At 57.0% G+C, this 13,586-nt stretch carries 15 protein-coding genes and 1 pseudogene; 14 read left to right on the forward strand and 2 right to left on the reverse strand.

Features of this window, described 5'->3' with window-relative positions:
• Window position 1: 1 nt before the first annotated feature.
• The 7 genes and pseudogenes from FHW76_RS25995 to FHW76_RS26025 all read left to right on the forward strand — a co-directional run.
• A pseudogene (locus FHW76_RS25995) lies at window positions 2–124 on the forward strand (hypothetical protein); the annotation flags it as partial.
• Between the two features lie 142 nt (window positions 125–266).
• Window positions 267–1,466, forward strand: coding sequence for a lipoprotein-releasing ABC transporter permease subunit LolC (lolC, locus tag FHW76_RS26000; protein WP_012542228.1), 1,200 nt, complete (start codon window positions 267–269; stop codon window positions 1,464–1,466).
• Window positions 1,459–2,160 carry a lipoprotein-releasing ABC transporter ATP-binding protein LolD gene (gene lolD, locus FHW76_RS26005; protein ID WP_002900798.1) on the forward strand — a complete coding sequence of 234 codons (702 nt, stop codon included), beginning with the start codon at window positions 1,459–1,461 and terminating at the stop codon, window positions 2,158–2,160. Before lolC ends, lolD begins: the two co-directional genes overlap by 8 nt.
• Complete coding sequence (lolE, locus tag FHW76_RS26010; RefSeq protein WP_008806005.1) at window positions 2,160–3,404, forward strand: lipoprotein-releasing ABC transporter permease subunit LolE; 1,245 nt, start codon at window positions 2,160–2,162, stop codon at window positions 3,402–3,404. The genes lolD and lolE overlap by 1 nt, the downstream gene beginning before the upstream one ends.
• A 48-nt stretch (window positions 3,405–3,452) precedes the next feature.
• The gene (gene nagK, locus FHW76_RS26015; protein ID WP_008806006.1) at window positions 3,453–4,364 is read left to right on the forward strand and encodes an N-acetylglucosamine kinase; all 912 of its coding nucleotides are present in this window, start codon (window positions 3,453–3,455) and stop codon (window positions 4,362–4,364) included.
• Between the two features lie 14 nt (window positions 4,365–4,378).
• Window positions 4,379–5,209 (forward strand): Sir2 family NAD+-dependent deacetylase, encoded by an 831-nt coding sequence (gene cobB, locus FHW76_RS26020; RefSeq protein WP_008806007.1) that lies wholly within the window; start codon window positions 4,379–4,381, stop codon window positions 5,207–5,209.
• Between the two features lie 90 nt (window positions 5,210–5,299).
• A complete protein-coding gene (locus tag FHW76_RS26025; RefSeq protein ID WP_012968565.1) occupies window positions 5,300–5,644 on the forward strand; it encodes a hypothetical protein in 345 nt (114 codons plus the stop codon).
• Window positions 5,645–5,668: 24 nt separating this feature from the next.
• On the opposite strand, the gene FHW76_RS26030 is transcribed toward FHW76_RS26025, so the two are convergent.
• Both FHW76_RS26030 and FHW76_RS26035 read right to left on the reverse strand, forming a co-directional pair.
• Entirely contained in the window at window positions 5,669–6,631 is a 963-nt protein-coding gene (locus tag FHW76_RS26030; RefSeq protein WP_004140612.1) for a sugar-binding transcriptional regulator, read from the reverse strand.
• A 35-nt stretch (window positions 6,632–6,666) separates the two neighbouring features.
• Complete coding sequence (locus FHW76_RS26035) at window positions 6,667–7,461, reverse strand: triose-phosphate isomerase (RefSeq protein ID WP_072123343.1); 795 nt, start codon at window positions 7,459–7,461, stop codon at window positions 6,667–6,669.
• Between the two features lie 242 nt (window positions 7,462–7,703).
• On the opposite strand from FHW76_RS26035, the gene pdxA reads away from it, so the two are divergent.
• The 7 genes from pdxA to FHW76_RS26070 form a co-directional block, all read left to right on the forward strand.
• On the forward strand, window positions 7,704–8,711 hold the full coding sequence (pdxA, locus tag FHW76_RS26040) for a 4-hydroxythreonine-4-phosphate dehydrogenase PdxA (protein ID WP_008806010.1): 1,008 nt from the start codon (window positions 7,704–7,706) through the stop codon (window positions 8,709–8,711).
• Between the two features lie 35 nt (window positions 8,712–8,746).
• On the forward strand, window positions 8,747–10,465 hold the full coding sequence (locus tag FHW76_RS26045; protein ID WP_032729964.1) for a four-carbon acid sugar kinase family protein: 1,719 nt from the start codon (window positions 8,747–8,749) through the stop codon (window positions 10,463–10,465).
• Window positions 10,466–10,557: 92 nt separating this feature from the next.
• Window positions 10,558–11,577 carry a 2-keto-3-deoxygluconate permease gene (locus FHW76_RS26050; RefSeq protein ID WP_183477088.1) on the forward strand — a complete coding sequence of 340 codons (1,020 nt, stop codon included), beginning with the start codon at window positions 10,558–10,560 and terminating at the stop codon, window positions 11,575–11,577.
• Window position 11,578: 1 nt separating this feature from the next.
• Window positions 11,579–11,953, forward strand: a complete 375-nt coding sequence (locus FHW76_RS26055) for a PTS glucitol/sorbitol transporter subunit IIA (RefSeq protein WP_023297368.1) — start codon at window positions 11,579–11,581, stop codon at window positions 11,951–11,953.
• Window positions 11,954–11,981: 28 nt separating this feature from the next.
• On the forward strand, window positions 11,982–12,440 hold the full coding sequence (gene rpiB, locus FHW76_RS26060; RefSeq protein WP_008806013.1) for a ribose 5-phosphate isomerase B: 459 nt from the start codon (window positions 11,982–11,984) through the stop codon (window positions 12,438–12,440).
• 30 nt (window positions 12,441–12,470) lie between these two features.
• On the forward strand, window positions 12,471–13,421 hold the full coding sequence (gene tal, locus FHW76_RS26065; RefSeq protein ID WP_004147958.1) for a transaldolase: 951 nt from the start codon (window positions 12,471–12,473) through the stop codon (window positions 13,419–13,421).
• A gap of 19 nt (window positions 13,422–13,440) precedes the next feature.
• Window positions 13,441–13,586 (forward strand): hypothetical protein (locus tag FHW76_RS26070; protein ID WP_170916429.1); only part of this gene is annotated, 146 nt, incomplete at its 3' end.

The raw sequence follows: 13,586 nt of genomic DNA on the forward strand, positions 1-13,586 counted from the left end.
TATGGAGGGCAACTCGCTGATATTCAATAGTGAGATTATCCGCGATTGGTCTGGATTCGCCAACCCGAATTGCCATCAGGTGTTGGTTCAACAAACATCCGGGTTGCGGATAAGCGTAAAGATATATCAGCAAGGTCTTATCTATCCGATTGTATTTGCTTGGTTTTTAGGATTATTGCTAATAAAGTCGTCAGGTATCAGTCATTTACGCTGCTCGTATTCGCTTATATACTCGGGCATCGGCTATCAGCAACCAGATGGATGACATGTACCAACCTGCCGCACTCTTTATCGGCCTGCGCTATATGCGCGGGCGCGCAGCCGACCGCTTCGGTCGATTCGTCTCCTGGCTCTCAACCATCGGCATTACGCTTGGCGTAATGGCGCTGGTGACGGTCCTGTCGGTGATGAACGGCTTTGAACGCGAGCTGCAAAACAATATCCTGGGGCTGATGCCGCAGGCCATTCTTAGCGCCAAACAGGGCTCGGTGAATCCTCAGCAACTGCCGGAGCGCGAGGCGAAACTCCAGGGGGTGACCCGCGTGGCGCCGATCACCACCGGTGACGTCGTCCTGCAGAGCGCGCGCAGCGTGGCGGTCGGGGTGATGCTGGGCATTGATCCGGCGCAGAACGATCCCCTGACTCCGTACCTGGTGAACGTCAAACAGAGCGATCTGCAGGCGGGCAAATATAACGTTATTCTCGGCGAACAGCTGGCGGGCCAGCTGGGAGTTAATCGTGGCGATCAAATTCGTGTGATGGTTCCTTCCGCCAGTCAGTTTACGCCAATGGGCCGCGTGCCGAGCCAGCGTCTGTTCACGGTTATCGGCACCTTCGCCGCCAACAGCGAAGTCGATGGTTATCAGATGCTGACCAACATCGACGACGCCTCTCGTTTAATGCGTTATCCGCTGGGGAATATCACCGGCTGGCGCTTGTGGCTGGATAAACCGCTGCAAGTGGATACCCTGAGTCAGCAGACGCTGCCGCCGGGTACCCAGTGGCAGGACTGGCGCGAGCGCAAGGGCGAACTGTTCCAGGCGGTGCGCATGGAGAAAAACATGATGGGCCTGCTGCTGAGCCTGATCGTCGCCGTCGCGGCCTTCAACATTATTACCTCGCTGGGGATGATGGTGATGGAGAAGCAGGGCGAAGTGGCTATCCTGCAAACTCAAGGGCTGACGCCGCGGCAGATCATGGCCGTCTTTATGGTGCAGGGCGCCAGCGCCGGGATCGTCGGCGCGCTGTTGGGAGCCGTGCTTGGCGCGCTGCTCGCCAGCCAGTTGAATAATTTAATGCCAATCATCGGCGCCTTCCTTGACGGCGCGGCGCTGCCGGTGGCGATTGAGCCGCTGCAGGTTATTGTTATCGCCCTGGTGGCGATGGTGCTGGCCTTGTTGTCTACGTTGTACCCTTCCTGGCGCGCTGCCGCCACCCAACCCGCTGAGGCTTTACGTTATGAATAAGATCCTGCTGCAATGCGACAACCTGTGCAAACGCTATCAGGAAGGCAATGTGCAAACCGATGTCCTGCACAATGTCAGCTTCAGCATTGGTGAAGGCGAGATGATGGCCATTGTCGGCACCTCCGGCTCTGGCAAAAGTACGTTGCTGCATCTGCTCGGCGGCCTGGATACGCCCACCTCTGGCGACGTGATTTTCTCCGGCCAGCCGATGAGTAAACTCTCCACCGCCGCGCGCGCCGACCTGCGTAACCGCGAGCTGGGCTTTATCTATCAGTTCCACCATTTGCTGCCGGACTTTAGCGCGCTGGAAAACGTGGCGATGCCGCTGCTGATTGGCAAAAAGAAGCCAGCGGATATTGAACGCCAGGCGAAAGCGATGCTGCAGGCAGTCGGGCTTGAACACCGCAGCCATCACCGTCCGTCGGAGCTCTCCGGCGGTGAACGCCAGCGGGTGGCGATTGCCCGCGCGCTGGTGAATAAACCGCGGCTGGTGCTGGCGGATGAACCGACCGGTAACCTTGATGCTCGCAACGCCGACAGCATCTTCCAGCTGCTGGGCGAACTGAACGTCGCGCAGCGCACCGCGTTTCTGGTGGTGACCCACGACCTGCAGCTGGCGAAACGCATGAGCCGCCAGCTGGAGATGCGTGATGGCCGTCTGACCGCCGACCTGACCCTGATGGGGGCCGAGTAATGGCGTCTCCGTTATCGTTACTGATTGCATTACGTTTCAGCCGCGGACGGCGGCGCGGCGGCATGGTGTCGCTGATCTCGGTGATCTCCACCATCGGCATTGCGCTGGGGGTGGCGGTGCTGATCGTCGGCCTCAGCGCGATGAACGGTTTTGAACGCGAGCTGAACAACCGCGTGCTGGCGGTGGTGCCGCACGGCGAAATCGAACCCGTGAACCAGCCGTGGAATAACTGGCAGGAGGCGCTGGCGAAGGTGCAGAAGGTGAAGGGGATTGTCGCGGCAGCGCCCTATATTAACTTCACCGGCCTGGTGGAGAGCGGCAGCAATATGCGCGCCATCCAGGTGAAAGGGGTCGACCCGCAGCAGGAAACCCGGCTCAGCGCGCTGCCCACCTTTGTGCAGAATAACGCGTGGGCCGGATTCAAGGCCGGCGAACAGCAGGTGATTCTGGGGAAAGGGGTCGCCGATGCGCTGCACGTGAAGCAGGGGGACTGGGTGTCGATCATGATCCCTAACGCCGACGCCGACCATCAACTGCTGCAGCCAAAACGCGTCAGGCTGCATGTGACCGGAATTTTACAGCTGAGCGGCCAGCTCGATCATAGTTTTGCCATGATCCCGATGCAGGATGCGCAGCAGTACCTGGAGATGGGCGGCAGCGTGACCGGCATCGCCATCAAGGTCACCGACGTTTTCCACGCGAACAAACTGGTGCGCGACGCCGGCGAGGTGACCAACAGCTACGTCTACATCAAGAGCTGGATCGGCACCTATGGCTATATGTATCGCGATATCCAGATGATCCGCGCCATTATGTATCTGGCGATGGTGCTGGTGATCGGCGTGGCCTGCTTTAACATCGTCTCGACGCTGGTGATGGCGGTCAAAGACAAAAGCGGCGATATTGCGGTGCTGCGCACGCTTGGCGCAAAAGACGGCTTAATTCGCGCGATTTTCGTGTGGTATGGTTTATTAGCCGGATCGGTAGGCAGCCTGTTCGGGGTAGTGATCGGCGTGATCTGCGCGTTGAACCTGACGTCAATCATCAACGGCATCGAATACCTGATCGGGCATAAATTCCTCTCCGGCGACATCTATTTTATTGACTTCCTGCCGTCAGAACTGCACTGGCTGGACGTCTTTTATGTGCTGGTGACAGCACTGTTGCTGAGTTTGCTGGCCAGCTGGTATCCCGCCCGCCGCGCCAGCCGCATCGACCCGGCGAGGGTGCTGAGTGGCCAGTAATTTATCGTCATCGTCGGCTTTGCTGACGACACAAGAGGAATTGCTGAAATGTATTATGGATTTGACATTGGCGGCAGCAAGATAGCGCTGGGCGTATTTAATCAGGAGCGGCGACTGCAGTGGGAAAAACGCGTCGCCACGCCGAAAAGCAGTTATGAGGATTTTCTCCAGGCGGTGGAGGCGCTGGTCCGCGAGGCCGATGAGCGCTTCGACCAGCAGGGGTCGGTCGGGATCGGTATTCCGGGGATGCCGGAAACGGCAGACGGCACGCTGTATGCCGCTAACGTGCCAGCCGCCAGCGGCCGGCCGCTGCGCACCGACCTCAGCGCGCGGCTGGGGCGCGATGTGCGCCTCGATAATGACGCCAACTGTTTCGCGCTGTCTGAAGCGTGGGACGATGAGTTTACGCAATACCCGCTGGTGATGGGGCTGATCCTCGGCACCGGCGTGGGCGGCGGCCTGGTGTTGAACGGTAAATCGATTACCGGACATAGCTATATCACCGGCGAGTTCGGCCATATTCGCCTGCCGGTGGATGCCCTGGAGGTGGTCGGGCGCGATTTTCCGCTGCTGCGCTGCGGCTGCGGCCAGCTGGGCTGCATTGAAAATTATCTCTCCGGCCGTGGTTTCGCCTGGCTGTACGAACATTTTTACCAGCAACCGCTCTCCTCGCCGGAGATAGTGGCGCAGTGGCAGCAGCACGATCCGCGCGCCCAGGCGCACGTTGAGCGCTATCTCGATCTGCTGGCGGTGTGTCTGGGGAATATACTGACCATTGTCGACCCGGATTTACTGGTGCTCGGCGGTGGATTATCTAACTTTACGGCCATTAGCGAAGGGCTGGCGCAACGATTGCCGCGCCATCTTCTGCCGGTCGCCAGGGTTCCGCGCATTGAGCGCGCACGCCACGGCGATGCCGGGGGAATGCGCGGTGCGGCCTTCCTTCACCTGACCCATTAATCACAGAGGTAGCTATGCAGTCGCGCCGTTTACATCGATTGAGCCGTTTTCGTCGCAATAAACGTCGGTTGCGTGACCGTCTGCGTCAGCGGATTTTCTTTAGGGAGGACAGGATGAAACCTGAAGCGATGGCAAAACCGAGAGTGGTGGTGTTAACCGGCGCGGGCATCTCGGCAGAGTCGGGGATCAAAACCTTCCGCGCGGCGGATGGCCTGTGGGAAGAGCATCGGGTGGAAGATGTGGCGACGCCGGAAGGCTTCGCCCGCGATCCGGCGCTGGTGCAGGCGTTCTACAACGCCCGTCGTCGCCAGCTGCAGAGCCCGGAGATCGCGCCGAACGCGGCGCATCTGGCGCTGGCGCGTCTGGAAGATCTACTGGGCGACCATTTCCTGCTGGTCACCCAGAATATTGATAATCTGCACGAGCGCGCCGGCAACCGCCGGGTGATCCATATGCACGGCGAGCTGCTAAAGGTGCGCTGTTCGTGGAGCGGCCAGGTGCTGGAGTGGACCGGCGACGTCACCGCCGAGGACAAATGCCACTGCTGTCAGTTTCCGGCGGCGCTGCGTCCGCACGTGGTCTGGTTTGGCGAGATGCCGCTGGGGATGGACGAGATCTACAGCGCGCTGGCCGACGCGGATATTTTTATCGCCATCGGTACCTCCGGCCATGTCTATCCGGCGGCTGGCTTTGTGCACGAGGCGCGGCTGCACGGCGCCCATACCGTTGAACTGAACCTGGAACCCAGCCAGGTGGGCAGCGAGTTTGCCGAGAAGCACTACGGGCTGGCAAGCGAAGTGGTGCCTGCCTTTATCGATAAGCTGCTGCAGGAAAACCCGCTATAAGCTGAAGCCGCCTGCCGGTAGCCAGGGCCCTGGCCACTGCTTCCGGCAGCGCTGCTGACAAGGATGAAACGTCATGACAGGAGTCAGACCATGCATAATCCGCTGGTTATCGAAGCGATCATGTTGATCGCGGCCATTATCGTTGGCGTCTGGAGCCAGCGCGCTTTACCGCTACACGCCGATAGCCGGCCGATCCTCTTCCTGCTGTGTCTGTTCGTCGGCACTGGCAGCGCATTGTGCCTGCTGCTGGATATCTTAGCCCTGCTGTGCATCGGTCAGATCGCGACAGGGGGTGTGCGGATATACGGCCCCATGCTGCTGCTGCTGGTACTGTGGAAACCTCTCAACTGGGTTGTCGGCATCATTGATGATTTTTTGATACAGCGAGCCGAAAAAGGGAAGGGCAAAGGCCAGCGCGACGGTGGACGACGCTGATCCGCCGCCTGCGCCGTGGCTTATTTATAGCGCCTTTTGCATATTAATGACCGAACGGGCGTTCGAGGCGCTGGTAGCCAGCACATCTATAACCCCGGTGCGTAATGCCCCCAGGATCGCCGTCGCTTTCGTACTTTCGGAGGCGATAGCGATGACGCAGGGAATGGCCCGCAGCTGTTCGAGACTTAAGCCAATGACCCGGTCATTCATCACCGTATCGACGGGTTTGCCCTGAATATTGAAAAAGCTGTACCCCGCCAGATCGCCCACCACCCCCTGTTCCTGACGCGCGGTGGCAATTTCCTGCGGCGTAAACCAGCCGAGCTGGACCATAAAGCTGTTTTCATTCATATCGCCGAGGCCAATGATCGCCACGTCAGCTTTGCTGGCCTGTTCGAGCGTGGCCTTAATCAGGCGGTTTTGCATAAAGGCGGCGCGCAGCTCCGGGGTTTCCACATAGGCCGGGGCGTAAAGCGTTTCGCTGAAGCCGTTAAATTTGCGCGCCAGATTCCGGCTGATGTGGTCGGCGTCGATCAGCTGATTGTCGCGCTTGGTTCCGCCGATGCCGCAGATAAAGCGGCAGTGGCGCTCAGGAAACACACCGACGTGATTCGCCACCGCGGCCACATTGCGCCCCTGACCAACGGTGACGGTCATATCGTTTTTTAACACCCCAGCCAGGTAGTTACTGACCAGGGCCGCCACCTGCTGGCGCTGTTCATCTTCATCATGGTGATCCAGGGCAATCAGCGCGCGCTTAATGCCAAAGTGCGAAATAAACTGCTGCTCAATCTGGGAGCTGAAGACCGGATGGTATTTGACGCTGATCTCAACAATCCCTTCCTGGCGCGCTTTTTTCAGCAGGCGCCCGACTTTGATACGCGAAATGCCGAATCGTTTGGCGATCTCTTCCTGCGTTTGTTCCTGATCGTAATAAGCCACCGCAATTTCAGTGAGCAGGGCGTAATCTGAGTCTTGTTCAATCATGGCCTGGAATTTCCATCTCTGGTGTCCCTCTTATATTACTGCGCCTGCAAAATAAATTCCTGTGTAACGCGTTGAACAATGTCGCAATAGCCTTGTGCGTCCCAGGCCGCGCGGCCGATAAACAAGCCATTGATCTCCTGCTGGCGCAGCAGTTCCACCGCGTTTTGCAGTGTAACGCTGCCGCCATAGAGCAGTGGGATACGGATTCCCGTCTCATGACCAAACCGCTCGCAAAGCGCCTCACGCAACGCCTGATGAATGACGCCCGCCTCCTGCGGTGAGGCGGGCGTACCATGTTCGCCAATGGCCCACACCGGTTCATACGCAATCAGGATCTGCAGCGCTTGCTGGTGGCTCAGGCCATACAGGGCGATCTTCATCTGCCGCACCACGCTTTCACGCGACACCTGCCAGCGTTTCTCCTCGGCGCTATCGCCAATACAGATCAGTGGGCGCAGGCCATGACCTAAGGCGCTATGTACTTTTCGATTAATCGCGGCATCGCTTTCATTAAAGGCGGCGCGTCGTTCTGAATGTCCCAGCTCAACAAGCGTGGCGCCGGTTTCTGCCAACATGGCCGCCGAGATTTCCCCGGTCCAGGCGCCCTGATCCGCTTCATGCATATTCTGCGCGCCGGTCAAAAGTGGTAACTGATGCATTTGCAGAAAATGGCTGACGGGTTGGATCGCGGTGAAGGGGGGAATGACGAAGGGCTGAATAGCAGGGTGACAGCCCTCAGGCATCCGCGCTGCCAGCGTTTCGCACCAGGCCATGGCCTGCGACAGCGGCTTATTCATTTTCCAGCTGGTTCCTAACCATATCGGGGTCATCTTTGCTTCTCCTGTTAATAAAATCAAACGCTTGCAAAATGTGGGTGTCATACCCTGTATTGAGGTTGAACTTTTTATCAGTACATGAACATATGTTAGATCACATTTTTCGATGAAAAAAATCTATGAATTTTTTTATGTGATCCTCATCACTAATGGCGGCTCATTCATCAGGTAATGTTTTGAGCATATGATTTGACTATGAACATATGAACAATCAACTGAGACAAGAGAGGCGCATGATGTCAGCAGAGAAAAAACCCGTTGTGGCGATTACCATCGGCGATCCGGCAGGGATCGGCCCAGAGATCACAGTGGCCACCATGATGGACAAAAGCGTGTATGACGAGTGCAAACCGTTCCTGATCGGCTCGGTACCGATTATCAGCCGGGCGATGAAAATCATGGGCTGCGATTTTGCTATCCATAAAATTGCTCATCCTCAGGAGGCACGTTTCAGCTGGGGGACGCTGGATGTCCTGGAAACCGGCGACTACGACTGCGACAGCATCGAATGGGGCAAGGTGCAGAAGCTGGCGGGGCAAATGTCGCTGGACTATGTGATGAAGTCGATCGAACTGGGCAAAGCGGGGCTGATCGACGTGGTCTCTACTGCACCTATTCATAAGGAAGCCATCAAGCTGGCGGGATGTAAGCTCCCGGGCCATACCGAAATCTATCAGGTGGAAACCCAATCTGATTATGGCTTGACTATGTTCCACGTCCACAACCTGCGCGTCTTCTTCGTGAGCCGCCATATGGCGCTAAAAGCTGCCTGTGACTATGCCAATAAAGCGCGGGTGCTGGCCTGCGTTCAGCAGATCCATCATGAATTTACTGCCCTGAACATCAACAATCCGCGTATTGCCGTGGCCGCCCTGAACCCGCATGGTTCCGACAACGGTCTTTTTGGTCACGAAGAGGCAGACAATCTGATCCCGGCGGTGAAAGCGGCCCAGGAGATGGGGATCAACGCTATCGGGCCGGTACCGGCCGATTCCGTGTTCCATCTCGGCAAACAGGGGCGCTACGACGCCATTCTCTCGCTGTATCACGATCAGGGGCATATCGCCTGTAAAACCCTCGACTTTGAACGTTCAATCACCATTACCTTCGGCCTGCCGTTTATGCGCAGCTCCGTTGACCATGGGACGGCGTTTGATATCGCCGGTACCGGTAAGGCGGGTACTGTCAGTATGCTGGAGTCGACGCTGGTGGCGGCCCGTTACTGGAAAATGAAGCATCAATAATCGCTGAGGTTCATGCGAATCACGAGGACAGAGAAATGGAAAAACATCTGTTGATTAGCAAGGGCTGTAAGGGCTGGGGTGGGCCTCTGACTATCACGCTGGGTCAGGGAAAAAAGATTGCGTACATTACCGGGGGGATCCGTCCCCCGGTCGTGGACCGCCTGAGCGAACTGACCGGCTGGCCCTCCATTGATGTATTCAAAAATGGCGAACCGCCGGCAGAAGAGATTGGTTTAATGGTCATCGACTGCGGCGGCACGCTGCGCTGCGGACTCTATCCGAAGCGGGGAATTCCCACCATTAACCTGCATCCCACCGGCAAAAGCGGCCCGCTGGCGGAATTTATACACGAAGGGATCTACGTCTCCGGGGTGACGCCTGCCTGCATTGAGATGGTCTGGCCACAAGGGGAAGGCGGAAAGCTTGGGATCGTGGCTGACGATTTGACCGGGGCGACCACCGTCGGGGTGCTGCTGGCACGTAGCGGTTTAAAAACCGCCGCGTTTTTCGATACCGAATCCTTCTCCCGCAATGAGGTCGAGTATCCGGCGATGGTCGTCAGCAGCGACAGCCGCCCATTGCCGAAAGCGGAGGCCCAGCACAAAGTGAGCGCTGCGGTGAAACAGCTGCAGGCTCGCGGCGCGCACTACTTCACCAAGCGGATTGATACCACGCTGCGCGGCGGCATCGGATTTGAAATCGATGCCATGCTGGAACAACTGCCGCAGGAGACGGTGGCGGTTGTGGTGCCGGCGATGCCGCAGTCACGGCGTATTCTCGTCGGCGGTTATTCGGTGATTGATTCGGTAGCCCTGTCGCGGACCGATGTGGCTCGCGATGTACGTACCCCGGTCACCGAGTCGTGGGTGCCGGGACTGTTGGCGGCGCAGACCCATCATCAGGTCGGGCATATCGCGCTGACGTCGGTGATGAAAGGCGAAGGGCAAATCCAGCAGGATTTGCAGGAGCAACAGCAACGCGGCGTGCGGGTGATAGTGGTCGATGCGATAACCGTCGACGATGTCGATGCCATCGCCGGGGCGGTAGTGGCCCTGAACTGGAACGTGCTGGCCGTCGATCCGGGGCCCTTTACCGAACGGCTGGCGGTTCGTCGCGGCCTGATGCGCGAAGCGCGGAGCAGCGCGCCCGCGAGCCTGACAGCGGACGGCCAGCGCGGCTCGATTTTGATCGTTGCCGGCAGCGCAACGCCAGTAACCAAAAAACAGCTCCAGTATTTGATCGCCAGGGATGACCGGGTCTGCCATATCCCGGTTGATGCCGAGCTGTTGGTTGACAGGAAAAACGCCGCTGAGATTGAAGTCAATCGCGTGGTACAGTATGCCCGACAGTGCGTTCCGGCGCAGCACAACGCGCTCTTTGTTTTTGAATCCGCCTTGACCGGGCGGTTGCTAAACCTTCAGGAAGAGGAGCAGAGATTTGGTCTGGCCCACGGTGAGGCTGCGCAAAATATTAACCACGGATTGGGCAGTATTGTACGCGAGGTGCTTAACTGTGCGTCGGGTGAAATTAAAGGATTGTATATGACCGGCGGTGACACCATGGTCAATGTCCTAAAAGAGCTGGGCGCGACCGGAATAGAAATGATTGACTATGTCATCCCGCAAACCGATATGGTGCGGATTATTGGTGGTGATTATGCCGGCTTAATTTGTGTCGGAAAAGGAGGGTTAACCGGACCGGAAGATATTATTGGTATCATTGTTGACCGAATTTATCAAGAAGCACAGCAATAACCCAGTCATCTAATAAAAAATAAACGACGTAATGGTCGTCAGGGTAGTATTGCGTCGTTATCTCTGTTAAATCTTAATTTAAGAGTCACCCTATGAATATTAATATACTTGAGAAAATGAATAAGGTGCCCGGTGGGCTAATCATTATTCCACTGCTGGTGGCAATATTGATTAATACCTTTTCTCCCCAGGTGCTCAGCATTGGCGGCCCAACCACCGCTTTATTTAAAGTCGGTTCCAGCGCCATGATGGGCATATTTTTGCTCATTTGCGGAACCTCAATCAATATCCGTCAGGCCGGTTTGCCGCTCTATAAAGGCGCCGTGCTGCTGTTTCTCAAATGTCTGGCCGGGGCCCTGGCGGTATGGGCCGCGGGAACGTTGTTTGGCCCGAGCGGATTTCTCGGGATATCGACCCTGGCGCTGATTGCCTGCCTGACCAGCTCGAACAGCTCCCTCTATATCGCATTGTGCAGCAACTATGGCGATGCCAGTGATGCCGGGGCGATCTCCGTGTTCTGCATCAAGGATGGTCCGTTTGTCACCATGATGGTGCTGGGCGTCAGCGGCCTGGCCAATATTCCCTTCGCCGCGCTGCTGTCGATGCTTATCCCGCTGCTGATTGGCATGCTGTGGGGCAATCTGGACGAACGTTTTAAACAGTTATGCGCCGCGGCGCAGCCGCTGGTGATCATTATTATGTCGTTCGCCATCGGCGCCAACTCCAGCATCAATACGGTGTTTACCGCCGGCCTGTCCGGGATCCTGTTGGGGATTATCTCCGCGCTCACCGGGATTGTGTTCTACTTTATCTACAACCTGTTTTTGAAGAAGAAAAGCGCGCTGGGCGCCGCGCTGGGAACCACCGCCGCCAGCTCAGCGCTGACGCCGGCGATGGTTGCCCAGGCGGATCCTTCGCTGGCGATGTACGTGGATGCCGCCACCGCGCAGCTGGCGACGGCGAGCATTATCACCATGATCACCGCGCCGATACTGGTCGCCTGGTTTGATAAACGGCTGAAAAAGCGGGCGCCAGCCGCTGAACCTTTGAAAGACGCGAAAAGTGAAGAGAGCGTGACATTATCTTCCCCTGCCGCCAAAGGACACAAATAGTATGAGCGTGCCGTTGTATTCATTACGAATTACCGCCGTCGGGGAATATGTTGAGTGCTCTTTGCGGGAGCAGCGGCTTATTTTATTCTCCGATGCCGTTCCCGACGATATTGCGAGTTATTGCGCCGTACACCAGGCCAGCGAACTGACCGCCGAGTTATCGCCCGGTCAGCGAATGAAATTAAATGATAAAAATTATCGGGTGACCGCGGTAGGCAGTGTGGCAACGGCAAATTTACGACAGCTTGGCCATATCACGCTAAATTTTGATGGCGCAGATATCGCTGAATTACCCGGGACGGTACACCTTTACGGCGAACCACCACAAATTATTCAGCCCGGCGACCAAATTTCGTTTTACCCGAATTGTCATTAAGACGTACTGTTAAATTAAGGAAATAACCATGAAAACAATCGCTATTGGTGCGGATGATGCCGCCTATGCTTTTCGCGATACTATCGTCGCTTATTTGAATGGGCTGGGAATAAACGTCGCGGATTACAGCAGCGATAAGCGCCAGGGGAGTACCGTTTATCCGGATGTTGCCCATGCGGTGGCGATGTCGATTAAACAGGGCGAACACGAGCGCGGCATTCTGATCTGCGGTACCGGCATTGGGATGAGTATTGTGGCCAATAAAGTCCCCGGGGTCCGTGCCGCCCAGTGTCACGATACCTTCTCCGCTGAGCGAGCGCGTAAAAGTAACAACGCGCAGATTATTACCCTCGGCGCGCGGGTGATTGGCACTGAGCTGGGCAAAAAAATTATTCAGGCGTGGCTTGAGTCCGAATATGAAGGCGGCGGCTCCGCGCCCAAAGTGGAACGTATTGATTATTACGAACACCAGCATGCCAGAGATTAATCTCCGCAGTCGTAAGATAAGGAACAGATGATGAGCCAGTTAGACGAACTGAAAAAATACACCACGGTTGTTGCTGATACCGGCGATATTGAATCGATTAAAAAGTTTGCACCCCAGGATGCGACCACCAACCCCTCGCTGGTGCTGAAGGCCGCGCAGCTGCCGCAGTATCAGCCGCTGATTGCCGATGCGATTGGCAAGGCACGCCGCCAGGGAGGCAGCGCAGAAACACAATTGATTAACGCCTGCGATCAGGTGGCAGTGGATATCGGCAGCGAGGTGCTGCGCCATGTGCCCGGGCGTATCTCCACCGAAGTGGATGCCCGCTTTGCCTGGGATCGCGGGATGTGCGTCGCGAAGGCGCGCAAGCTCATCCAGTTATATGAAAAAAATGGCATTGGTCCCGAGCGGATTCTAATTAAGCTCGCCGCCACCTGGGAGGGCATTCGCGCTGCCGAAGAGCTGGAGCAGAGCGGTATAAACTGCAACCTGACGCTGCTGTTCTCTTTCGCTCAGGCCCGGGCATGCGCCGAAGCGGGCGTCTTTCTCATCTCGCCCTTTGTGGGCCGCATCTACGACTGGTATCAGAAGCACCAGCCGCAGTCAGCCTATCAGGTGGACAGCGATCCGGGCGTGGTCTCTGTGCGCCAGATTTATCAGTATTACAAATCCCATGGCTATGACACGGTGGTAATGGGCGCCAGCTTCCGTCGTATTGAGCAGATCCAGGCGCTGGCGGGCTGCGATCGCCTGACTATCTCTCCGGCACTGCTGGACGAGCTGGCGGCCAGCGAAGGAGTGTTGACCCGTCAGTTGACCCCCGGCTGCGTGACGGAAACTCGTCCCAGCCCGATGACGCAGGCGGAGTTTCTCTGGCAGCATCATCAGGATCCCATGGCAGTGGAAAAACTAGCGGAAGGGATCCGACTGTTTGCTGTCGATCAGGTGAAACTGGAACAACAGATTCAGCAGATGCTGTAAGCCGCAGGGATAAAGACTGATGAAGACGACAAAAACCATTCGCTGCCAATGCGCCAACGCGCTGCGCGCCCTGAGCATGGACGCTGTACAGAAAGCCAAATCCGGCCACCCGGGGGCCCCGATGGGTATGGCTGACATTGCCGAAGTGCTGTGGCGTGATTTCCT

It is taken from the genome of Klebsiella sp. RC2 (assembly GCF_014192815.1).
Taxonomy (GTDB): domain Bacteria; phylum Pseudomonadota; class Gammaproteobacteria; order Enterobacterales; family Enterobacteriaceae; genus Klebsiella; species Klebsiella variicola.